At 70.7% G+C, this 22,839-nt stretch carries 16 protein-coding genes; 9 read left to right on the top strand and 7 right to left on the bottom strand.

What is annotated here, in order from left to right:
- Window positions 1-1,665 (bottom strand): DUF262 domain-containing protein, encoded by a 1,665-nt coding sequence (locus tag K8556_RS20105; RefSeq protein WP_223741685.1) that lies wholly within the window; start codon window positions 1,663-1,665, stop codon window positions 1-3.
- 50 nt (window positions 1,666-1,715) lie between these two features.
- Entirely contained in the window at window positions 1,716-2,492 is a 777-nt protein-coding gene (locus K8556_RS20100; protein ID WP_223741684.1) for a CPBP family intramembrane glutamic endopeptidase, read from the bottom strand.
- 223 nt (window positions 2,493-2,715) lie between these two features.
- Here K8556_RS20100 and K8556_RS20095 point away from each other — a divergent pair, with 223 nt between their 5' ends.
- The gene (locus K8556_RS20095) at window positions 2,716-3,840 is read left to right on the top strand and encodes a hypothetical protein (protein ID WP_223741683.1); all 1,125 of its coding nucleotides are present in this window, start codon (window positions 2,716-2,718) and stop codon (window positions 3,838-3,840) included.
- A 7-nt stretch (window positions 3,841-3,847) separates the two neighbouring features.
- Here K8556_RS20095 and K8556_RS20090 read toward each other — a convergent pair whose 3' ends face one another.
- Window positions 3,848-5,512, bottom strand: a complete 1,665-nt coding sequence (locus K8556_RS20090; RefSeq protein WP_223741682.1) for an alpha-amylase family protein — start codon at window positions 5,510-5,512, stop codon at window positions 3,848-3,850.
- A 52-nt stretch (window positions 5,513-5,564) separates the two neighbouring features.
- Between K8556_RS20090 and K8556_RS20085 the strand changes: the two genes are divergently transcribed.
- The 4 genes from K8556_RS20085 to K8556_RS20070 all read left to right on the top strand — a co-directional run bounded on the left by K8556_RS20085 (window position 5,565) and on the right by K8556_RS20070 (window position 9,626).
- Window positions 5,565-5,942, top strand: a complete 378-nt coding sequence (locus K8556_RS20085) for a hypothetical protein (RefSeq protein WP_223741681.1) — start codon at window positions 5,565-5,567, stop codon at window positions 5,940-5,942.
- 24 nt (window positions 5,943-5,966) lie between these two features.
- A complete protein-coding gene (locus K8556_RS20080) occupies window positions 5,967-7,070 on the top strand; it encodes a winged helix DNA-binding domain-containing protein (RefSeq protein ID WP_223741680.1) in 1,104 nt (367 codons plus the stop codon).
- Window positions 7,071-7,406: 336 nt separating this feature from the next.
- Window positions 7,407-8,840: a Tox-REase-5 domain-containing protein gene (locus K8556_RS39515; protein ID WP_304503982.1), complete on the top strand. Its 1,434-nt coding sequence runs from the start codon at window positions 7,407-7,409 to the stop codon at window positions 8,838-8,840.
- Between the two features lie 12 nt (window positions 8,841-8,852).
- Complete coding sequence (locus tag K8556_RS20070) at window positions 8,853-9,626, top strand: immunity 52 family protein (protein ID WP_370639947.1); 774 nt, start codon at window positions 8,853-8,855, stop codon at window positions 9,624-9,626.
- Here K8556_RS20070 and K8556_RS20065 read toward each other — a convergent pair.
- From K8556_RS20065 to K8556_RS20050, 4 genes are all read right to left on the bottom strand, one after another.
- Window positions 9,592-12,537, bottom strand: a complete 2,946-nt coding sequence (locus K8556_RS20065; protein WP_223741678.1) for a DEAD/DEAH box helicase — start codon at window positions 12,535-12,537, stop codon at window positions 9,592-9,594. The genes K8556_RS20070 and K8556_RS20065 overlap by 35 nt on opposite strands.
- Window positions 12,538-12,606: 69 nt before the next feature.
- Entirely contained in the window at window positions 12,607-14,637 is a 2,031-nt protein-coding gene (locus tag K8556_RS20060) for a TonB-dependent receptor domain-containing protein (protein ID WP_223741677.1), read from the bottom strand.
- A 174-nt stretch (window positions 14,638-14,811) separates the two neighbouring features.
- The gene (locus K8556_RS20055; protein WP_223741676.1) at window positions 14,812-15,861 is read right to left on the bottom strand and encodes a PEGA domain-containing protein; all 1,050 of its coding nucleotides are present in this window, start codon (window positions 15,859-15,861) and stop codon (window positions 14,812-14,814) included.
- Between the two features lie 43 nt (window positions 15,862-15,904).
- Window positions 15,905-17,176, bottom strand: a complete 1,272-nt coding sequence (locus K8556_RS20050; protein ID WP_223741675.1) for a serine/threonine-protein kinase — start codon at window positions 17,174-17,176, stop codon at window positions 15,905-15,907.
- 212 nt (window positions 17,177-17,388) lie between these two features.
- Here K8556_RS20050 and K8556_RS20045 point away from each other — a divergent pair, with 212 nt between their 5' ends.
- The 4 genes from K8556_RS20045 (at window position 17,389) to K8556_RS20030 (ending at window position 22,827) form a co-directional block, all read left to right on the top strand.
- The gene (locus K8556_RS20045; protein WP_223741674.1) at window positions 17,389-18,723 is read left to right on the top strand and encodes an MFS transporter; all 1,335 of its coding nucleotides are present in this window, start codon (window positions 17,389-17,391) and stop codon (window positions 18,721-18,723) included.
- Window positions 18,724-18,954: 231 nt separating this feature from the next.
- On the top strand, window positions 18,955-20,424 hold the full coding sequence (locus K8556_RS20040; RefSeq protein ID WP_223741673.1) for an ATPase domain-containing protein: 1,470 nt from the start codon (window positions 18,955-18,957) through the stop codon (window positions 20,422-20,424).
- Complete coding sequence (locus K8556_RS20035; protein WP_223741672.1) at window positions 20,421-21,497, top strand: hybrid sensor histidine kinase/response regulator; 1,077 nt, start codon at window positions 20,421-20,423, stop codon at window positions 21,495-21,497. Before K8556_RS20040 ends, K8556_RS20035 begins: the two co-directional genes overlap by 4 nt.
- 94 nt (window positions 21,498-21,591) lie before the next feature.
- Window positions 21,592-22,827 (top strand): MFS transporter, encoded by a 1,236-nt coding sequence (locus tag K8556_RS20030; RefSeq protein WP_223741671.1) that lies wholly within the window; start codon window positions 21,592-21,594, stop codon window positions 22,825-22,827.
- Window positions 22,828-22,839: the final 12 nt, after the last annotated feature.

Below are 22,839 nucleotides of genomic sequence, written 5' to 3'. Positions count from 1 at the left end.
TCAGTCCTCATCGTCGTCGATGATCATCGACTGGAGCGAAGGCCGGTCCGAGTCATCCCAGCGCGTGCGGGCCTCCATGAACTGGCGCAGCACGGGCTCCAGCACCGCCTGACGCAGTTGGAGGAAGCGCATGGGGTCCCCGCGCCGCAAGGCGTCCATGGCGTCCGGGGTGATGCCGTGGCTCTGGAGCACCTCCTGGCTCGGAGTCGATTGCGCATCCATCAGCCTCGCGACCAGCCCTCCTGGGATGCGCGGGTGGAAGAGGAAGTTGAAGGGGCGCTCCGTCACCCGCACCAGCGCGCGGTGGCCCTGGGGTGAAGCGATGGCCCACCGCAAGTCGCCCTCGAGGGGCAGGAGGCGCTGGAAGCCCTCGCCCTCCGCCAGCACCTCGCCGGGTTCGAGCACCCCGCCCGTCAGCAGGTCCCGGGGCTGGAGGGACAACATGGCGATGCGCAGGACCAGGGGCGGCCGCATGGACGTGTGCGGGATGACCGGCATGCCGGTCTCCATCCACCAGCGGATGAGCGGAGGCGGGACCTGGGTCAGCAGCGCCTGGATGGAGCGCTCCTCGTCGGAGCGGATGGCCGCGAAGACCTGGAGGGCCTCCGGGGGCTTCAGCTCCCAGCCGCCGAAGACGATGTGGCGCCAGAACCAGCGGGACAAGAGCTCGCGCGAGCGCGGTGACGGCTCCGGGTGCAGTTGGAAGAAGCGCGTCAGCAAGACGAGCGAGTTCTCCGGCGCGGGCAGCAGCTTGAAGTGCGGGATGAACGCGTCGCGCTTGAGGAACACGATGGCGTCCCGGAGCGCCCGGTCCGTGCGGCGGACGGTCTCCGTGAGTTCGTCGTCCTGGTTGAGCTGTTCCTGATAGCCCCGCGTGAAGTCCAGGCCGCGCACGGCCAGCACGGCGCGCAGCAGCAGCGACTCCGGGATGCTGCCGAAGCCCAGCTCCTTCAACCCTTCGGTCACCGACTCCAGGCTGAGCGAGCGCGAGCCCACGTACAGCGCGTTGAACACCTCTTCGTCCGTGAGCGGGCGGCCCGCGGTGTTGAGGCGCTTGAAGATGATGCGCAGGACCTTCTCGTCCGCCGTGTCCACGACGTACGCGGGCACCTGGTACTCGCGGATGGCCTTGCCCAGGCGGATGGCGGCGCGCAGGTGCTCCGGGTGGGCCTCACGGCCCGGGTAGCGGTTGAGCCAGTGGAGCAGCGACTCGCTGTCCAGCACCTCGTTCATCGGCAGCCAGTGCGGGGGGGGCGCGCCGGACTCCGGAGGTGCGTGCAGCTCCTCCGTCTCCAGGTCGAAGTAGAGGTGGAAGTCGTCGCGTCCGGCCTCGTCGCCATAGGACGGATGCAGCAGCACGCCCGCGAGCGCCGTCACGCGCTGCTGTCCGTCCACGGCCCACAGGCCCTGGCTGGTGGAGGGCGCGTCGATGCGCACGGGGCCGAAGCTGACGTTGGCGGCGGGGGCCTCCCGGCGCCAGAACAACAGGGTCCCGATGGGATAGCCCCGGTACACGCTGTCCAGCAGGTCGCGCACGTCCTCCGCGGTCCACCGCAGGGGGCGCTGGAACTCGGGGATGCGCACCTCGCCACGCCGCACGCGGTCGAGCAGGTCCTCGATGCTGAACGACTTCGTCTCCGGGCGCCGCGTCAGGGGAGCGGGCATCGCGAGCCTCCTCCCCCGGGTCTGTAACCCGAAGCTCCTGAACCCGCCACCTACACCGAGGAGTCACGTCGCTTGGGCAGCAGCACCACCAGCCCCAGCGCGACCAGCCCCGTCACGGCGGACAGGATGCGGCCGCCCTGCCCCACCGCGTTGACGTCCAGTTGCAGGTCCAGCAGCCCGTTCGCCAGGTTCCATCCCCAGTGCAGCCCCACGGCGCCCCACAGCGAGCCCGTGCGCGCCACCGCCGCCGCGTACGCCAGGCCCGTACAGAACAGCATCAGCCACTCCAGCGGACCGTTGCCCAGCCGGTACACGTGCGTGAGCACGAACACGCCCGCGGCCAGGACCACGTAGCCCACGCCCCGCCCCGCCACCGGCCACACGCGGTACCAGAAGCCGCGCGCGACGATGTCCTCCGCCACCGACGGCACGAACGTGGACACCCCCACGCCCAGCGCGGCCACGAGCAGCGCCGTGCCCATCAGCGGCTTCTCCAGCGGCTGCACGCGCATCACGCCCACCGCCACGCCCACCAGCACGGACAGCGGCTTGAGCACCAGCATCACCGCCAACGCCCGCGCGAGCGCGGAGCCCCGCCACTCCAGCGCATACGCATGAAAGCCATTGCGGTAGCCCAGCCACCGCCCCACGCCCCAGGCCACCGCGTGGAAGAACAGCATCAGCGCCGCCGTCACCGCGAAGCTGCCCAGCACCCGGCCGCCAATCCCCTCCGGCGCTTCGTAGCAGGCGAACAGCACGGCGAACGCGAGCGCGTAGCGCAGCGCGACACCCGGAGAAGACGATGACTCGGAAGGCGAGGGGCTCATGAAGGAGGCCCCTCATAGCGCGGGCAGCACCCACCGCACAGCCAACCTGGAAGCCCCTGCCGTGGTGACTGGCGCCATCCTCCTGGTGACTGGAGTCACCGCCGGCACGCCCGCGACGGCGCCCTCATCCCTGGGAAATCCGCGAGTTACGAGCGGCCTGGGTGCGGCATGCGCGCTGCAATGGGTGAGGGCAACGTCGCACCCCAGACCCCAGGTGATACCCATGATCGACCTCAAGGCCACGGCCCGCTCCTCCTCCCTGCTGCGCCCCACCACCGCGGAGTCCGCGCTCGTCAGCCCGAAGGCCCAGCTCTCCGCGGGGCCCGTGGCGGACGTCTCCCGGAGCATGCCCGCGCGGGGCTTCAGCCAGGTGGACTCGTTCGAGCCCGCGATCATCAACCGGCGGCAGCCGCTCGCGATGTCCGGGATGGAGGGCGCGGCGGACATGCTCGGCGCGCCGGCCGCCTTCGCCCCCCGCGGTCTCCCCCCGGAGCTCCAGGACCTGGCGCCGGCCCCGGCCGCCTTCGGTCCCCGCGGGCTCCCCCCGGAGCTCCAGGACCTGGCGCCGGCTCCCGCGCAGACCCAGGCTCCGGCTCCGGCTCCGGAGGCCACCAGCAACGGCGTCCCGAGCGCCAATGACAAGCGCCCCGCCGGGGACAACCGCACGGCGGCGCAGATCGTCGACGACACGCCCGTGCTCAAGAACCTGGGCCGCCAGAAGGACATCAAGTTCGACCAGTTGTGCAAGCAGACGGGCGTCGACCCCAAGCTGGACCTGAAGGACCCGAAGCAGAACGCCGACGGCGTCTACCGGCTGGCCAAGGTGCTGGAGTTCATCGACAGCGCGAAGGCCTCCACGGGCGGGGACCGCTCGAACAAGGTCCAGGGTGGCGTGGGCGACGGCAACATCGAGGGCATCACCAAGGACGGTGACGCGCGCCACGGCACGGAGGCCGGCATGCTCAAGGACTTCGCGGAGAAGGGCTACTCCTTCCTGGGCGAGCACCAGTTGCCGACCACCAAGGACACCCACGTGAAGGCGGACGGCAGCAACAAGGACAACTTCCAGTGGGCCATGGGCGAGGCCGGCAAGGCCCTCTGGTTCATCCCCGGAGTCAGCAACGTCCTGACGGGCATTGGCGACTCGGAGGGCGGCTTCAAGGGCGTCCTCGAGGGCGCCGCCAAGGGCTACGTCAACACGCTGAAGGGCGCCGCGGAGGGCGTCATCGGCTCCATCACCAAGGGCCGCGCCAACCCGGCCGGGATGCTCTTCGGCGCCTATACGGGCGCGCTGGCCAACACCGAGGCCGCCCCACAGCCGGTGAAGGACATCGCCAGCATGCTGTGAGCCTCAGCTAGGGCAGCGGCTCCGTCCGGTGCTTGCGCGCGGGGTTCTCCAACCCCACGCGGAACCACCGGTAGCCGTAACCCTCCAGCGTGAGCACGTGGCGCTGTCCGTCCACGGGCCTGGAGTGGTCCTCGCTGAGCACGTTGAACAGCGTGCACGCCTCCTCGCCGCCCGGATCCAGCTTCACCGTGCAGGGCCGGGCGGACAGGTTGTGCAGCACCACCAGCGCGTTGCCCTTCCACTCGTACCGGATGGCCAGCACGCCCTTGTTGCCGGTGCGCAGCACCTTCCACGCGCCCCACCCCAGCTCCGGGCACTCCTTGCGCGCGCGGATGATGCGCTCGGTCCAGTTGAGCTGCGAGCCCGGGTCGCGGCGCTGCTGCGCCACGTTCACCTGCCGGAAGCCGAACGGCCCCTCCGCCACCAGGGGCTTCACCGGCGCGTCCGCCAGCGTGAAGCCGCCGTGCGGCTCCGGGCTCCACTGCATGGGCGTGCGCACCGCCTGCCGCTCCGTGAGCGCCAGGTTCTCCCCCATGCCCAGCTCGTCGCCGTACCAGAGCACCGGCGTCCCCGGCAGGGAGAACATCAGGCTGTACGCCACCTCGATGCGGCGGCGGTCCCCGTCCAGCATCGACGCGAGCCGGCGGCGCAGGCCCCGGTCATACAACTGCATGCCCTTGTCCGGCCCCAGCGCCTGGAAGACCTCCAGCCGGTCCGCGTCCGGCAGGCGCCCCAGGTCCAGCTCGTCGTGGTTGCGCAGGAAGTTCGCCCACTGCGCCGTGTGCGGCAGCTTGGGGGAGGACTTCAGCGCCTGCACCAGCGGCGTCACGTCCCCGCGCGTGAGCGCCAGGTAGAAGTTCTGGTTCGCCAGGAAGTTGAACACCATCTGCATGCGGTCGTTGTCACCGAAGAACTCCACCACCTCGTCCATGGTGACGTTGGCCTCCGCGAGCAGGATGGCGTCGCCCTTTCGCCACGAGAGGAACTCGCGCATCTCCTCCAGCAGCTTGTAGGGGTTCTTCACGTCCGGGTTCTTCACGCCCTTCAGCTCGACGAGGAAGGGCACCGCGTCCACCCGGAAGCCGGACACGCCCAGCTCCAGCCAGAACCCCATCACCTTGAGGATCTGCTCGCGCACCTCCGGGTTCGCCACGTTGAGGTCGGGCTGGAAGTCGAAGAAGCGGTGGAAGTACCAGAGGCGCGCCTCCTTGTCGTACGTCCACGTGGAGGGCTGCACGCCCGGGAAGACCATGCCCTTGTGGGCGTCCCTGGGCTTCTTCTTCGCCCACACGTAGTAGTCGCGGTAGGGGCTGTCCGGGTCCTTGCGCGCGGCCTGGAACCACGGGTGTTGATCCGACGTGTGGTTCACCACCAGGTCGATGATGACGCGGATGCCGTGCTGCTTCGCCTCGTGGGTGAAGGCCACGAAGTCGCCCAGGTCGCCCAGGCGCGGATCCACGCCGTAGTAGTCGCGGATGTCGTAGCCGTTGTCTCGGTTGGGCGTGGGCTGGAAGGGCAACAGCCACAGGCAGGTGATGCCCAGGCCCGCCAGGTAGTCCAGCTTGCGGCGCAGGCCGGTGAAGTCCCCCACGCCGTCGCCGTTGCCGTCCATGAACGTCTCGACGTCGAGGCAGTAGACGACCGCGTTCTTGTACCAGAGGTCTTCAATCATCCGTTCCGTTTAGCCGTCCCCTCGCGGACGTGGCCGTTCGGATGGGGGCGTCGTGCGGAACCCCACACCTGGGGGCCATCGGACTTCGTTCAGCCAACACTCGTTCCTCAAGGTGCAGTTGTCCTACGCGAAGGACGACGAGCTGGCCCGCGAGGGGGCCTGCAACCAGTGGGCGGCCAACATCCTGGACAACAGCGTCCTCACCGACCTGCGCACGCCCGCGCAGTTCCACGCGGCGGCGGCGGTCGTCCAGCCGCACGACCTGGACGGCCCGCTGCGCGTCTCCAGCAGCCTCCAGCAGCACGTGGACTGGCTGGGGGAAGACCTGCGCCTGGGCTTCGACCGGCTGTACCTGCACAACATCAACCGCGAGCAGGACGGCTTCATCGAGGCCTTCGGTGAGAAGGTGATTCCCGCGCTCACGCGCTGAAGGCCGCTGGGTATGCTCGGGAGCATGCCCACCGACGTGCTGTCCCGTCAGGCCCTCAACCGCGCCACTCTCGCGCGTCAATTACTGCTCACGCGCGAGAAGATGACCGTGCCGCGAGCCATCGAGCACCTGGTGGGACTCCAGGCCCAGCTCGCGCGTCCGCCGTACCTGGCCCTCTGGTCGCGTTTGCAGGGCTTCCAGCGCGACGCGCTCACGAAGCTGGCGCTGAAGCGGGAGCTGGCGCGCGGCACGATGATGCGCGGCACGCTGCACCTGATGACCGCGAAGGACTACCTGCGCTACCGGGGCCTCTTCCAGCCCCTGCTCAACGCGGCCATGCGCTCCGTGCTGAAGGAGCGCGCCACCGCGCTGGACCTGCCCGCGCTGCTGGCCACCGCGAAGCCCTTCCTCCAGGAGCAGCCCCGCACCTTCGAGGAGGTGCGCGAGCACCTGATGAAGCACCACGTGGACGGCGATGAGCGGGCCATGGGCTTCGCCGCGCGGATGATGCTGCCGCTCGTCCAGGTGCCCGAGGAGGGGCTGGAGTGGGGCTGGCCCGGCAACTCCGGCTTCACGCTGGCGGAGTCCTGGCTGGGCGAGGAGCTCTCCACGGACGACGACGCTTCGCCGCTGGTGCTGCGCTACCTGGCGGCCTTCGGTCCGGCCACCGTGGCGGACATGCAGTCCTGGTCCGGCATCAAGCCGCTGAAGGACGCCTTCGAGAAGGTGCGCGGCAAGCTGGTGGAGTTCCGCGACGAGAAGAAGCGCGTCCTCTTCGATCTGCCCAAGGCCCCGCGCCCGGACGAAGAGACGCCCGCGCCGGTGCGCTTCCTGCCAGACTTCGACAACCTCATCCTCTCCCACGCGGACCGGACCCGCGTCGTGCCGGAGGAGCACCGCGAGAAGCTGTCCACGAAGAACCTGCGCGTGCTCAACGTGTTCCTGGTGGACGGCCACGTCGCGGGCTCATGGAGCACCGAGCGCAAGAAGGGCATCGCGACCCTGGTGTGCAAGCCGTTCGAGCCCGTGAAGAAGGCAGCGAAGGACGCCCTGGCGCAGGAGGGAGAGGACCTCCTGCGCTTCAGCGACCCGGACGCCGCGAAGGTGGCGGTGCGGTTCGCCACCTAGCCGCGCCGAGGAACACCTCGACTCCTGCATGGCCGGGTTGTCGGACCCGGCGGCTATGACCGGACTCCGCACGCCAGGCCGGTGTGCCGTCAGGAGGCGCGAGCGATGGGCTACCGCAGGTGGGCCTGGGGGCGGACGATGCGCGCTGACGTCCTGCTTGTGTGCGTGGCCCTCCTTGTCACCGGCTGCGCTTCGGCGCCTCACAGGCATGGGGGTTCGCTGAGCTACACACCTCGCACGGCCGCCGCATCCCCTGGCGTGCGCGCGTCGAGCGATGAGGCGCCGCGCGCATCCGCTCCGGCGTCGAGCACTGCGCCTTCCAAGGCAGCTCAGCCGTTGTACCGCCGCAAGGCCGAGCGCGAACTGGCGACGGGGGCAAGCCCTGTTCGCGCAACGGCCATGGCGGAGATCACCCGTCATGACGACGCACAGCCGGACGCATGGGAGCAGTTGCTGACGAACGCAGGGCTCGAGGCGCGAGACGAACGCCCCCTGGCAGGAGAGCTGACGCCCACGCAAGCATCGCGACTGATGGGAGTGCTTCTGGGCAAGCCCGTCACGTTGAGCACCTTCCCGCCCCGGATGGCCGCGGGCTTCATCCTGCGCGAGGTGATGGGGGGACGCGCGGTCACGCGGCAGGAGTTGTCCCGGCGGGCGGAGCGCTTTTCGCGGGAACGGATCGCGGTGTTACGCCCCGACGGTTACCTGGCCTGGGCACTCACCGGGCGCACCCAGCAGAAGGTCGCGACGGTTGAGTGGAGGGATGGCGCCTTCCGCGCGCATGGCTTCGAGCTGGGTCGCTTCTACAGCGGCAGGGGCGGTGCATTCCGAGCCGTAGACGCACAGCTCCAGGCCTCGGACTGGCGGCCCCTGGCGGAGGTGTACGACGACGCGGACGTCATCAGCCGCACGCTGGACGGAGCCGAGGACGCCTTCGTGGAGCTGTACCACGCGCTGGGACAGTTGCTCTCGCGTCCGGTGGACAGCATCGCGGGACTGAGCCACCTGCCAGCGGGCGTAGCGGCGCTCATCGCGTCCTCGCCCATGTACTGGGAACGCTTCCAGTCCATGACCCGTGGCGAGCAGATCCGCGAAGTTTCGCGGCTGACCACGGGCCTGCTCATCACCGGGGGAGCGGCCTCGGCCACGACGCGGACGCTGAAGGGGATGACGGTCGGCGCGGAGGTCTCGGTACCGGTGCTCTCACTGTCGGCGGAGGGGGCGCTGGCACTGGAACGCGTCTCGGTTCCAGCGGGGCGCGCGGCGGCGGCACTGAGCGGCGGGCCCGGAGCGGCCATCATCCTCCAGCGTGCGAACGCGCAGGGCAGTGGCGCCGCTCCGTCCAAAGGGCCAGGGCAGTGGGCGCCCGCCAGGGAGTCGATGTCTCCGCGTGCCCGGGCCTACCAGGAGCAGATCACCGGGCACACGGCGGACGAGGCGTACTGGGTCGGCGGCACGAGTACGAAGGACGGAGGCGTCAAGTTCGATGGGTTCAGGGATGACGTGCTCCTGGACGCCAAGGGCCCCGGTTACTCGGCGTTCTTCAATGAGGACCTCTCCCCCAAGAATTGGTTCACGCTCTCGGGCAAGGCCGAGGAACTCGCGACCCAGGGAGCCCGGCAGGTCGAAGCCGTCCATGGGATGGGGATCCGGATTGAATGGCACGTCGCCGAGAAGCATGCGGCAGACTCCATTCGGAAGCTGCTAGAGGGCAAGAACGTCACGGAAATCATCGTCATCCCTACCCCGGTGCGCCCGTTGAAGCCTTGAGAGATACATCTCATGACGACCCTCGCTGATTCCAGGACCTATCCGGAGACCTACTACGCAGGTGCCTACTGGGGGGCGCGACGAGAGTCTCCCGAGGAGTGTGCCCAGCGTGCGGCGGCCTTTTTCAACCTGCTGGCCGCATGCGATCCCCTGCTAGCGAACTGGAACAAGATCCCCAAGCCGCGCGGAAGGGGACGCAAGACGCCTCTCATGCCTCCCGACCTGCCCACGCTGACGGAGGCGTTCCGGCGTGGCGTCAACCGCGAGCCGGGCGGACCGGCCTTCGAGCAATTGGGGCTGACGGTCAGCGCATACAACGATGGGCCTCCCAATGAGATGGTGTCCGTGAGTATGACCTGCGGGAGCTACTCGCAGCGCAAGTCCGCCAACGTCTGCGTTCTGTCTCTCCCATCGAAAGGAGAGAGCGCGGAGCGCCTCATCACCGCCTCGATGCTGACGGACGTGACGCGCAGCATGGCGCTGGCCTGGGAACCCGATTGGGCGGTGGCCATGTCCGAGACATATCGGGGGATGGACGGCAGGCAGGGCCAGGACGACCCGTGGCTTGGCTGGGTGACGTACCTCGCCCGTGACCGAGGCACCGTGCCCCCCCTGCCCGCCCCCGTGCGCATCGAACCGGTGGAGGACAAGGGCACGCTGATCATCCTCACCCCCGAGCGATTCACCGTGGCCAACCCCGAGCACATCGCCCTGGCGCGGCGGGTGCGCGAACTGCTGGCCCGGGCCGGGCTCATGCGAAGAGCTGGAGCAGGTCCTCGCGCGTGATGGCGGCGGCGCCCCCGGCCTCGCTGAGCGCGGCTTCGAAGAGGGCTCGCTTCTTCTCCTGGAGGCCCAGAATCTTCTCCTCCACCGTGCCCTGGGACACCAGCCGGTAGACCATCACCGGCCGCTCCTGCCCGATGCGGTGCGCCCGGTCCGCGGCCTGCGCCTCCACCGCCGGGTTCCACCACGGGTCCATCAGGAACACGTGGTCCGCCGCCGTGAGGTTCAGGCCCGTGCCGCCGGCCTTCAGCGACATGAGCAGCACCGGCGCTCCGTCCTGGCCCTGGAAACGCGACGTCACCTCGCCCCGGTTCGCCGTCGCTCCGTCCAGCCGCTCGAAGCCGATGCCCGCTTCCTTGAGCCCCGGCTCGATGAGGTCCAACAGCGACGTCCACTGCGAGAACACCAGCGCCTTGTGGCCCTCCGACACCGCCGTCTCCAGCGCGTCCACCAGCGTCTGCACCTTGGAGGACGTCTTCGCCACCTGACCCGGCACCAGCGCCGAATGGCAGGCCGCCTGCCTCAACCGCAGCAGCGCCTCCAGCGCCTTGAGCACGCTGCCACCCTCGTTGAGCAGCGCCACCACCTCCGCGCGCGTCGCCGCCATCACCGCGTCGTAGACGGAGCGCTCGCGCTCATCCAACTGCACGTGCATCACGGAGTCCGTGCGCGGCGGCAGCTCCGGCGCCACGTCCCGCTTGAGGCGGCGCAGGATGAACGGCCGGATGCGGCGGCGCAGGCCCTCCGCCGCTCCAGGCTTGCCGTCCGCGATGGGCTGCGCCGTCTTCTCCTCGAACTGGCGGCGCCCGCCCAACAGGCCCGGGTTGGTGAAGTGCATCAGGCTCCAGAGCTCATCCAGGCGGTTCTCCAGCGGCGTGCCGCTGAGCGCCAGCCGCAGGTTCGCCTTGAGCCCGAACGCCGCGCGCGACACCTGGCTCTCCGGGTTCTTGATGGCCTGGGCCTCGTCCAGCACCACCGCCTCCCACGTGGGCGCGCCCAGCACCGCCGCGTCCAGGCGCAACAGCGCGTACGTGGTGAGCGTGATGTCCGCCGCGGGGTCCAGCTTGCGGCCCGGGCCGTGATACACGCAGACCTTCAGGGACGGCCGGAAGCGCGCGAGCTCCGCCACCCAGTTGGGCAGCACGCTCGTGGGACACACCACCAGCGACTTCGGCCCCAGGATGCAGATGGTCTGGAGCGTCTTTCCCAGACCCATGTCGTCCGCGAGGATGCCGCCCAGCCCCGCCCCCTTGAGGAACGACAGCCAGCTCACCCCCTGCTGCTGGTACGCGCGCAGCGTGGCGTTGAGCTCCGCGGGCAGCACCGGCGGCGGCAGCTTCTCGAAGCCCTCCACCAGCGGGGCCAGCCTGTCCAGGCCCGGAGGCGGCGGCTGGTCCAACGACTCGCACAACCGCGTCAGCTCCGGCAGCGCGTGGTTCGCGACGCGGCCGTCCGCCTGACGCGCGGCCAGCAGGTCCGCCACGCGCTGCCCGTTCTTGTCCAGCCACGCGCGCGGCAGCGGCGCCCAGCCCCCTCCGTCCAGCGGCACCAGCCCCAGGCCCTCCGTCCACGCCCGCACCACCGCCGCCGCGTCCACCGTGCGCGCGCCGCCCTTGCCGCCCTCCACCTCGAACTCCAGCGTGAAGCGCACCTCCGGCACGCCCGCGCCGGACGCGCCGCCCTCCACGCGCAAGGCAGGCTTGAGGCGCATGTCCGGACTGACGATGCCCGCCGCGTCGCCGCCCAGGTCGCCCCGGAACTTCCGCAGCTTGTCCGCGAAGCGCATCATCTCCGGGCCCTGCACCGTCAGCCGGCGGCCGGGCACCAGGTTCAGCTCGTCACGCAACTGGTGGAGCAGCTTCTGCTCCGCGGCCTCGTCGCGCAGCGGCACCGCGCCGCGCAGGTACACCATGCGCCCGTTGTCGATGCGCACCGTCGGCGGCGCGCCGTACACCAGCGTGGGCAGCACCGACAGGCCCTGGGTGAGCTGGTTCAGCTCCAGGAGGATGCGCGGCTTCAGGTCGCGGTCCAGCGGCGGCAGGCGGCGGCTGCGCATGTCCACCGGCATGCGCCGCGCCAGCTCCGGCAGAATCTTCGCGGACAGCTCCCCCAACTGCTCCGGCGAATACGTGCGCACCAGCGGCAGGTGCTGCAGCCACGCGCCTGTCATCGCCGTCTCCCCCAGCCGCACCAGGGACTCCGCCGTCAGCGCGACGCCGGGGCTCACCACCTCCGTGATGCGCGGGTCGCGCGTGATGGTGATGACCCACTGCTGGCCCTTGTCCTCCACCTTCGCGCGCGGGGGCAGCACCTCGCTGGACACCGCCACCGGCCGGCCGTCCAGCAGCACGTTGCGCGCGGGCTCCAGGGCCCTCAAGAGCGCGTCCAGCTTCTCCGCCAGGAGCGGCCCCCGGGTGCGCCGCTCCAGCAGGCGCTCCATCACCAGGTCCACCTGCTCCACCTGCAACGTGACGCCGGCCTGCGGCTTCGCCAGGCGCCCGGTGAGGTCCTCCAGCGGCTCCTCCGTGCCGTCCGCGTGCGCGAGGACGCGGTGCAGTTGCAGCCCGCCCTCCACGCGCGTGAAGCGGTACACCACGCGCGACCAGCGCTCCGACACCGCCTCCAGCGGCGCGTCCTGCTTCTCCGCCTTGTCCAGGGAGATGGCCGCCGCGACCACGTGCTCGCACGGGTCCACCGGGCTGGGGCAGTCGCACTCCCACGCCTCGTCGCCCGGGTAGAGGACGACGGTGAAGGCCACGGCCCGGCCCGCCACCTTCACGCGCAGCTCCACCTCCGAGCCCGTGCGCGACTGGAGCGCCACCGCGCCGTCCCGCGCGAGGCTGACGCCCTTGGACCAGAGTCCCGGCTTGGCTTCTTTCCGGACGGCTTCGAGGAGCTGGGTGTTCTCGGACATGGCAGGCGGCTTCCCTACGCCCCGCCACGCCCGTGCGCAACGTCGGATGCGTCCCGGCTGACGGCCAGGCTACTCGTCGTCGTAGGACGGCTCGAAGAGGTAGGTGAGCTTCACCAGGAACTCGCGGCTGAACACCGGCAGGGGCGCGTGGCCGCCGTTGTAGGGCTGGGCCACCCGGAAGTCGCTGCCCAGCAGGTTGTAGACGCCCGCGCCAATCTCCAGGCCCTTCGTCCCCACGTTCTCCGCGCGCACGAAGAGGTTGAGCAGCAGCCGGGGCGACAGCGTCTGGACCTCCGACACGCCCTCCTCGTCCGGCGCCCCCACGGCGAAGCGCTGGCCCACCAGCACGGCGGTGGGGCTGACGGACAGCCACGGCAGCACCTTCGCCGTGCCCGTCAGCGTCACCTTGTGCGTGGGCAGGCCGGTGAAGGCGTTGGGCTGGCCGGGCACCAGGTAGTCCTCCACGTCGTTGCGCCCACCCGGCCGGTAGAACGAATAGCCCGCCTGCGCGCGGCCCCAGGACCCGCGCAGCCGGTAGTCCAGCTCGATGCCCCGGCTGCCCAGGCGGCCCAGGTTGCGGTACGCCTCCGTCCCCGTGTCCACGTCGTACGAATAGATGATGGGGTCCGTCACGCCCACGTCGAAGGCGTTGGCGCTCAGGCTCTGGCCCTCGCCCAGGCGCACGGTGGCCTCCAGCTCGTACACCGTGGTGCGCTCCGGCCGGACGTCGTCGCCCAGGGAGATGTTCTCGATGCCCGGCGCGCGGAAGGCGCGGCTGTAGAGGGCCTTGCCGCTCACCGGCCCGAAGGACTTGAGCAGCACCAGGCGCGGCACGAACGAGCTGCCGAAGGCGCTGTGGTCCTCGAAGCGCGCGCCCGCCACCACCGTGGCGATGGGGTTGTCCGAGTAGACCTCCATGAAGGCCGCGACGTTGCGGTAGGAGACGACGTCCTCGTCGCCGTTGAAGGGCTCCTGCAGGCCGATGCCCGCGGGGCCCCGGAGCTGGCCCTGGTCGAACGCCAGGTCCACGCCGCCCGTGAGCTGGAGGTAGTCGAGCGCCGCCCAGCGCGCCAGGGCCCGGCCCCGCAGGCGCCGGTAGCGCTTGTCGTAGAAGAAGTCCGACGACTCGTCCGAGTCCCGGTAGGACTCGCCCAGCGTGAGGTTCAGCCGGGGGATGATCTCAATCCGGTCCGTGGGCCGGAAGCGGTCGCTCAGCTCCGCGTGGAAGGACTCGAAGTCCGTGTCCGCGGGCGCGGGCAGCACCTCGTCCACGGAGACCACCGACGAGGTGTCCTGACGCTGGTACAGCACGCTCAACTGGAGGTCGCGGTAGCCCACGCCGGCCTGCACCACCGTGGGGTCCAACCGCGACGCGCCGTTCATGCTCGCGGAGCCGCCGTAGAAGTCGTCGAACACGGCGTCGCTGCGCTGCCCCTGCCCCAGCGACGCGGAGGCGAACGCGCTCAGGCCCGGCACGCTCTCGAAGACCTTGCGGCCGGACAGCGTGAGGCTGCGGCGGCCCAGGCCGTGCGCGAGCTGCCCGTACGTGCCCACCGCCAGCGCGTCCGTGCTGCCCTGGATGCCCCGGGTGATGACGTTGATGACGGCCAGCTCCGCGTTGCCGCCGTAGATGACAGAGCCGGGGCCGCGCACGACCTCGATGCGCTCAATCAGCTCCACCGGGAACTCGTGCCCCAACTGCATCGTGGAGTAGAGCTGCTCGTTCATCTCCTTGCCGTCGATGATGAGCAGCACCTTGCCTTCCTGGCCCCACAGGCCCCGGAAGCCCGGCCCCACCGTGCCCTGCACGTCCACGCCGAAGAAGAAGCCGGGCACGTTCAGCAGCACGTCCATCAGGTCGCGCGCACCGGAGGCCTTGATTTCATCCGCGGTGATGGCCGTCACCACCGCCGGCGAGTCGTGCAGCTTCGTGATGGCGAACGACGCCACCTGGCTGTGCACCTCCGGCTCGTCCTCCAACGGGAGGTCGCGCTGCTCCTGGGCGGAGGGCGTCTCCGGCGGCCCGGGGTCCAGGGTGGGCTCCAGCGCCGTCTGCGCGAAGCCCGTGCCCGCGCCCAACACCGCAAGCCATACACACACACGACGCCCGTGCCTGGTGAAACCCATACGAAACAACCTTCTCGAAGTGGAGGGTGGCGAGCCTGGAGCCCCGGGGGAGTCCGGCTTCACGTGACTCGGAGTGTACCGGCTCCAGCGCCGTCCGAAAGTTCTGGGATTGCGCGCACTGCGTCGAATGCGGGCGTGAGCCTTGTTTCACTTCACGCGCACGCGGGTGCTGCGGCCCGGCTCGACCTCCACGGTCATCCGCCGCTTCACCTCGCCGTTGACGCGGACCTCCACCTTCGCCGGGCCGGAAGGCAGGGCCTGCGCGGAGATGGGCGGGAAGCCATACGGCCGGCCGTTGATCCACACCTCGCCGTAGAGCCCCGGCGACGTCACCTCCAAATCACCCCGCTGCGCCACGGCGGCGTTCGCCACGGAGGGCTCCGGCGGCTTCGCGGGCTCCGGGTCGCGCGGCGCCGCCACGGGTGTCCCCGCGGACGGGGGCGAGGCCGGGACCACGGCCGCCACCGGCGCCACGGCGGGCTTCGGCGCGGCCGGCGTCAGTTCCGCGGTGAGGTCGCGGTTGAGCGAGCGCACCGAGTCCGCGTCCACCTCCACTGTCTCCTCGTACAGGCGGCGGTCGCCCTGCGCGAGCACCACGCGGTGCGCGCCCGCGGACACCGTCAGCCGCGCCGGCGTCATGTCCACCGCCCTGCCATCCACCATCACCACCAGCCCCGGCGGCGTGGACGTCACCAGCAGCAGCCCTCCCCTCGCCTCTTCCTGCGCGGCGGCCGGAGTGGCCTGCTGCTCGCGGGCGGCCCGCGCGGCGGCGAGCTTCGCGGCGCGCGTGCGGGGCGGCGTCCGTCCAGGCGCCGGCTCCCGAGGCGTGGGCTTCGACTGCTCGCGCGAGCGCAGGTCGGTGGCGATGCCCAACAGCCGCGTCAGGTCGCTGTCCTTGTCATCCGGACGCAGCAGCTTGAGCGCCTCCGTGAACTGCGCGACCGCGCGACCGTAGTCGCGGTCCTCCAGCGCGGCCAGCCCCGAAGCGCGCAGCGCCCGGATGACGCCCGCGTTCGCGTCCTCCGACGGCGGAGGCTCGGAGGCAGGCGGGGCCACGGCGGGCGTGGGCGTGGGAAGCCGCGTGGCGACGGGCTCCGGCGGCGCGGCCCTGCGCGAGCGGACCATCAGGTACGCCCCGGCGTTCACGGCCACGGTGCCCAGCAGGATGACGGCGACCCAGGTCTTCTGATTCTTCACGTTCACAGTCCCACTTCCCACGACGACACGGTGCGCCCGCCCTTCACGCGATGAACAGCCAGAACACCGCGCTGCCCACCAGCGCGACCCCCGCCGCCACGGCCAGCCCCCAGGGGAAGGCCCCGGCCGCGGCCACCGGCTCCGGCTGCGGGATGACGCCCGTGGTGGAGCCCGTCCCCGTGCTCCGGGGCAGCACGCCGGTGGGCACCAGCGCGCTCGGCTCGTGCAGATCCACCGGGTGCTCCGGCGGCGCGAAGGGGGACGGGGCGGAGATGCCGGTGGGCGTGCGCGTGGAGCCCATGCCCGAGGCCTCCGCCGACGCGCCCGCCGAAGCGCCTGTCGACGAGCCCGGCATGGACCCCGGCACCGCCAGCGCCGTGGACACGCGGCCGGAGGCATCCGGGGGAAAGAGCGTGGCCATCAAGGTCGCCAGCTCCCGGCCGCCGGACGTCCAGTGCTGCGCCGTGCGGTAGCGCTCCAGGTCGTCGTGCAGCTCGCGCGCCGTCTGGTAGCGCTGCGCGGGGTCCTTCGCCAGGCACTTGAGCAGGATGCGCTCCAGCTCCGGCGGGAAGCCCGGCGCCACGTGCGACGGCGGCGGCACGTCCCCCGCCGACGCGGCCATGATGGTGGCCTCCATGGAGTCGCGCTTGAACAGCCGGCGCCCCGTGGACGCCTCGTAGAGCACGATGCCCAGCGAATACAGGTCCGAGCGGTGGTCCAGCTCCCGGTTCGTAATCTGCTCCGGGGACATGTACGCGTACTTGCCCTTCACCACCCCGGCCACCGTGCGCTCCAGGTTCACGGAGCTCTTCACGATGCCGAAGTCCGCCAGCTTCACGATGCCGTCGCGCGACACCAGCACGTTGCCCGGCGTGATGTCCCGGTGCACCAGCTTCAGGGGCGTCCCGTCCGACAGCGTCTTCGCGTGCGCGTACGTGAGCGCGTCCGACATGGCCAGCCCCACGTCCACCGTCACCCGGGGCCCCAGCGGGATGTTCGCCGCCGCCGCGTGCCGCATGATGCGGTCCAGCGACTGGCCCTGGATCCACTCCATCGCCAGGTAGTACTGACCGTCGATCTTCCCGAAGTCGAACACCTGCACGATGTTCGGGTGCGTCAGCAGCGCCGCCACCTTCGCCTCGTCCGCGAACATCCGCGCGAAGGGCTCCAGGTTCGCGTACTCCGGCAGGATGCGCTTGATGACGCACGCCTTGGAGAAGCCGTCCGGCCCGTCAATCGTCGCCAGGAACAGGTGCGCCATCCCGCCCGTGGCGAGCCGCTGCACCATGCGGTACTTCCCGAAGAGGGGGTTCACCCCGGGTGCGGCCGGCGTAGGCGTCGCGGTATCAACCCTGTCCAAATTGTACTCCCGGGACGGAACTCGCAATTCCGGGAAGATACCGATGCCGAGACCTCCCCACAAGTTTCGCACAACGTGTCAACTGGTTTTACGGAGAATACACTTTAACAACGTGACGGATCGGTGACACGCGGGGCACCCGGCATATCCTCCGGGTCCTCAAGCGCATGGCGACCTCCTCCTCAGACGCCCCGTCCCCGCAGGCCGCTCCCCGTCCGCTGTCCGCCCGGGACATCCGCACCCTGGGGCTGGCGGCGCTGGGGGGCGCGCTGGAGTTCTATGACTTCATCATCTTCGTGTTCTTCACGGCGGTGATGGGGAAGCTGTTCTTCCCTCCGGAGACGGCGGACTGGCTGCGGCAGTTGCAGACGTTCGGGCTGTTCGCGGCGGGGTACCTGGCGCGGCCGCTGGGCGGCATCGTGATGGCGCACTTCGGGGACCGGACCGGGCGCAAGCGGATGTTCACGTTGAGCGTCTTCCTGATGTCGGTGCCCACGCTGTGCATGGGCCTGCTGCCCACGTTCGCCACGGCCGGGTACGCGGCGCCGCTCCTGCTGCTCGTGCTGCGGCTGCTCCAGGGGGCGGCGGTGGGCGGAGAGGTGCCGGGCGCGTGGGTGTTCGTCTCCGAGCACGTGCCGGAGCGCCGGGTGGGCCTGGCGTGCGGGACGCTCACCTCCGGGCTCACGCTGGGCATCCTCCTGGGCTCGCTGGTGGCCACGGCGGTCAACACCGCGTTCACGCCGGAGCAGGTGCTGGCGTACGGCTGGCGCGTGCCCTTCGTGGTGGGCGGCGTGTTCGGCTTCTTCGCCGTGTTCCTGCGCCGCTGGCTCCAGGAGACGCCCGTCTTCGAGGAGATGCGCCAGAAGAAGGCGCTGGTGCGCGAGTTGCCGCTCAAGGCCGCGCTGCGCGGCCACGCGCCCGCCGTCGTCGTGTCCATGCTGTTCACCTGGGTGCTCACCGCCGGCATCGTGGTGATCATCCTGATGACGCCCACGCTGATGCAGCAGTTGCACGGCATCCCGCCCGCGAAGGCGCTGGCGGCCAACAGCGTGGCCACGCTCACGCTCACGCTGGGCTGCGTCTGCTACGGCCTGCTCGCGGACCGGCTGGGGCCCACGCGGGCCATGGCGCTCGGCTCGGGGATGCTGCTCGTCGCGGCGCAGGTGTTCTACCGGGGCGTGGCGAGCGCGCCGGAGCACCTGGTGCCGCTCTACGCGGGCGTGGGGTTCTGCGTGGGCGTGGCCGGCGTGGTGCCCGCGGTGATGGTGCACGCCTTCCCCCCGGCGGTGCGCTTCTCCGGCCTGTCGTTCTCCTACAACGTGGCGTACGCGCTGTTCGGCGGCCTCACGCCGCTCGCCGTGACGCTGGCCTTGAAAGAGAACCCGCTCGCGCCCGCGCACTACGTCTCCGCGGTGTGCGCGGTGGGGCTCGGGGTGTCCCTGGTGCTGTTCAAGGGCTTCAGCGCCCGCTCCCCGGACGAGCAGCCCGCGCCCTCGCGCTGACGCCGGGTGGGCCGCCTGCCCCACGGCCGGCGGTGTTGACCTGTCGTCGCAGCACGAGAAAAGCGGGTTCATCCCGTTGGTTGGACCCGAGGCCGTCGGTTATGCCGGCAGGGAAGCGGGGGCGCTCCAGACGCGCCCTGTTCACACCCCGCGAATCCCCTGTCCTCGCATGTGCTTCCGAACGGCGGAAAGGCACGCGCATCTGGTCCTCGCCGTTCGACGGATTCTGGCATGACCCGTGGCAACACCTCGCTCTTCCAGAGCGGCATCCCCAGCTTCGACGCCCTCCTGGGCGGAGGCATCCCCCCGCGTCAGTCCTTCATCGTCACCGGCACGCCGGGGTCGGGCAAGACGGTGCTGTGCAGCCAGGTGGCCTTCGCGGCCGCGGCGCGCGGCATGCCCGTGGTGGTGGTCACCGTCACCTCGGAGCCCCACGACAAGCTGATGGAGGCGCTGTCCGCCTTCTCCTTCTTCCAGCCGGATCTGCTGGGCGAGAAGCTCTTCCTCATCAGCGCCTACTCCGCGCTCAAGCGGGGGCCCAAGGAGGCCCGGGAGCTCATCCTCCAGACGGTGCGCGAGCGCGGCGCGGCCATGCTCTTCATCGACGGGCTGCGCTCCATCCGGGACCTCTGGCAGGACGAGGCGCGGCTGCGCGAGTTCCTCTACGAGCTGGGCATCGGCTTGGCCGCCTGCAACTGCATCGGCCTGTTCACCACGGAGTACCCGCTGGGCCGGTTGATGGAGCTGCCGGAGGCCACCACGGTGGACGGCATCGTGGCGCTGTCCATCCAGCCGCACGGCTCCCGCCGGGTGCGCCGCGTGGAGGTGGTGAAGCTGCGCGGCCGGCCCCACCTCACCGGTGAGCACACCATGATCATGCGCCAGAGCGGCGTGGAGTTCATCCCGCGCCTGGAGGCCGTCCCCCTGGAGCTGCGGGACGAGCCGCCCACGCTCAAGCGCATGGCGTTCGGGCTCCCGGAGCTGGACGCGCTGATGCACGGCGGGCTTCCGGAGCTCAGCACCACGATGCTCGCGGGGAGCATGGGCATTGGCAAGACGCTGGTGGCCCTGCACTTCGCCGCGGATGGCGCGCGCCACGGTCAGAAGTCGCTCTTCGTCTCCTTCTTCGATGCCCCGGCCATGCTCCGGGCCCGCGCCCAGCGCGTGGGACTGGACGTGGCCCCGCTGCTGGACGATGGGCGGTTGACGCTGCGCTTCGTGCCGCCCATGGAGCTGGAGGCGGACGAGCTCATCCGGGACCTGCTGGCGCAGGTGGACGCGCTCGGCGCCAAGCGGCTGGTGCTGGACGGGCTCACGGAGCTGGAGCTGTCCATCCTGGACGCCTCGCGGCGGCGCACCTTCCTGGCGTCGCTGGCGATGCGGCTGCGCATGCGCGGCATCACCACCGTGTTCACGCGGGAGGTGCCGAAGATCGTCGGCACGGAGCTGGACTTCAACGACGCGCCCATCGCCAGCCTGGGAGAGAACCTGCTGCTCCTGCGCTACGTGGAGCTGCACGGCCAGATGCACCGCCTGCTGTCCGTGCTCAAGATGCGTGACAGCGAGTACTCCGCGGACCTGCGCGAGTTCCAGATCCAGGACACGGGCGTGAAGGTGCTGGCCCCGCTGCGTTCCGCCATGGGCCTGCTCACCGGACAGGCCCGGCCGCTGGGGACGCACATTGGAGGAATGGGTGAATGAGCCTGGTCCTCATCGCGGAGGATGAAGAGGCGCTGCTGGAGGTCTTCTCCGAGGTGGTGGAGGACCTGGGCCACCGCGTGGTGCGCGCGCACAACGGGGAGGAGGCGCTGCTGCTGGCCCGCACGGAGACGCCGGACCTGGTGGTCAGCGACCACATGATGCCGCGCAAGACGGGCATGCAGTTGCTGCACGCCATGCGCTCCGAGCCGGCCCTGTCGGACGTGCCCTTCCTGCTCCTGAGCGCGGCGCGTCCGCAGGGGCGCGAGGCCGCCCAGACCTTCCTCGCGAAGCCGGTGGACCTGACCACCTTCGAGCAGGCGGTGAGCCAGGCGCTCCAGCACCGCCTCGCGGCCCGCCAGGAAGCGGGCTTCCCGGCGCGCGAGCCCCCCAACGCGCTGAGCCTGGCCCGCGAGGAGATGCTCAACTGGGTGGCGCACGAGCTGAAGACGCCGCTCAGCTCCGCGCGGCTCAACACGCAGTTGCTGCTGCGCAAGGTGCACAAGCGCGGCATTGACGACGAGCGCCGCTCCGCAGAGGCCGTGCTGCGCCAGTTGGACCGGATGAACGGGCTGGTGACGTCCATCCTGGACGCCTCCCGGCTGGCGGACGGGAAGCTGGAGCTGAAGCTCCAGCCCACGGAGCTGACGCCCTTCCTCCAGGAGCTCGTCCAGGAGTGGCGCGAGCTGCAACCGGAGATGGACTTCTCCCTGCGCGCCCTGGAGCAGGTGGAGCCGCTGATGCTGGACGCGGAGCGGCTGCGCCAGGTGCTCAACAACCTGCTGTCCAACGCGGTGAAGTACGGCGGCACGTCGCGCCACGTCGAGGTGGGCGTGACGCTCAACCCGGGCCTCGTCCTCGTCCACGTGCGCGACTGGGGCGTGGGCATCCCCGCCAGCGCCCTGCCCCACGTCTTCGACCGCTTCCAGCGCGCGGACGAGGACCGCGGGCGCGGCCACGGCCTGGGCCTCTTCATCGCCGCGGCCCTCGCGAAGCTGCACGGCGGCTCGCTCTCCGCGCGCTCCACCCTGGGTGAAGGATCCACCTTCACCCTGCGCCTGCCCCGGCGGAACTGAAGCAGCACTGCACGTTTCCGCCGGAACTCCATCCAGACCCAACAGCTTCGAAGTCCGTGAACACCCGGCGCTCTCGGTGAATTAGAAAGCGAGTGTGTCCACGCCTCCTTCGTCCCGGTGGTCCTCGCTGCGCGTGCTCAAGCACCGCGACTTCGCCCTGCTGTGGGGCGGAGCGGCGCTGTCCAACATCGGCACGTGGATGGAGGTGCTGGCGCTGGGCGTGTACGTGACGAAGGTGACGGGCCGGGCGGAGTGGACGGGCGGGGTGGCGGCGCTGACGTTCCTGCCGGCCATCGTGCTGTCGCCGTTGGGAGGCGCGCTGGGGGACCGGTTCGACCGGCGCCGGGCGGTGGGCATGGGGGCGCTGGTGCAGATGGCGCTCGCGGGCACGCTGGCGGCGCTGGCCTTCAGCGGGCGGCTGACGGTGCAGTGGGTGGCGGTCATCTCCTTCCTCAACGGCTGCGCGGTGACGCTCTTCACGCCCGCGTACTCCGCGATGATCGCCGTGTCGGTGCCAAAGGAGGACCTGCACAGCGCGCTCAGCCTCAACGCCGCGCAGAACAACCTGGGGCGCATCTGCGGGCCCGCGCTGGGGGCGCTCGTCATCGCGCACGCGGACGTGAGCTGGGCGCTGCTGCTCAACACGCTGTCCTTTGGCGCGGTGCTGCTGTCGCTCACGCGGGTGCGGGCCACGGCCGCGGGGAAGACGGCGGACTTCGGCGGGCTGTGGGCGGGCATCGTGCAGGGGCTCCGGGTGGCGCGCGCGGACGAGGCGCTGGTGGTGGCGCTGGGCGGCACGCTGGCCATCGCGGTGTGCATCGCGCCCTTCACGGCGCTGGCGCCGGTGATGGCCATCCAGGTGTTCCAGTTGGACGCGGGCGCGACGTCGGTGCTCGTCACGGCGCAGGGCGTGGGCTCGCTGCTGGCGGCGCTGGGCGCGGGGGCGCTCACGGACCGGCTGGGCAAGGGGCGGCTCCTGGAAGTGGCCCTGCTTTTGATTGGTCCCACGGCGGCGGCGTACTGGCTGTCACCGTCGCTGCCGGTCGCGGCGGTCGCGGTGATGGCGCTGGGCGCGCTGTACATGCTGACGCTCACGGGGCTGTCCGCGCTGTGCCTGGCGCGCGTGTCCAACGAGCTCCAGGCGCGCATCGCCAGCCTCAGCGCGATGCTGCTCTTCGTGGGTTTCACGTTGGGCGTCTGGGTGCAGGGCGCGCTGGGGGACCGCTGGGGCATCCGGTGGGTCACCGCGAGCGCGGCCCTGGGGTTCTTCGTCCTCGCCGTGCTGTTGCGCGCCCTGCGCTCGCGCGGCTTCGCCGCCTTCGAAGTGTAACGGAGCCATCCC

The sequence above is a fragment of the Corallococcus sp. AS-1-12 genome (assembly GCF_020036995.1).
Classification (GTDB): domain Bacteria; phylum Myxococcota; class Myxococcia; order Myxococcales; family Myxococcaceae; genus Corallococcus.
This window is presented reverse-complemented; position numbering and strand designations above follow the sequence as displayed.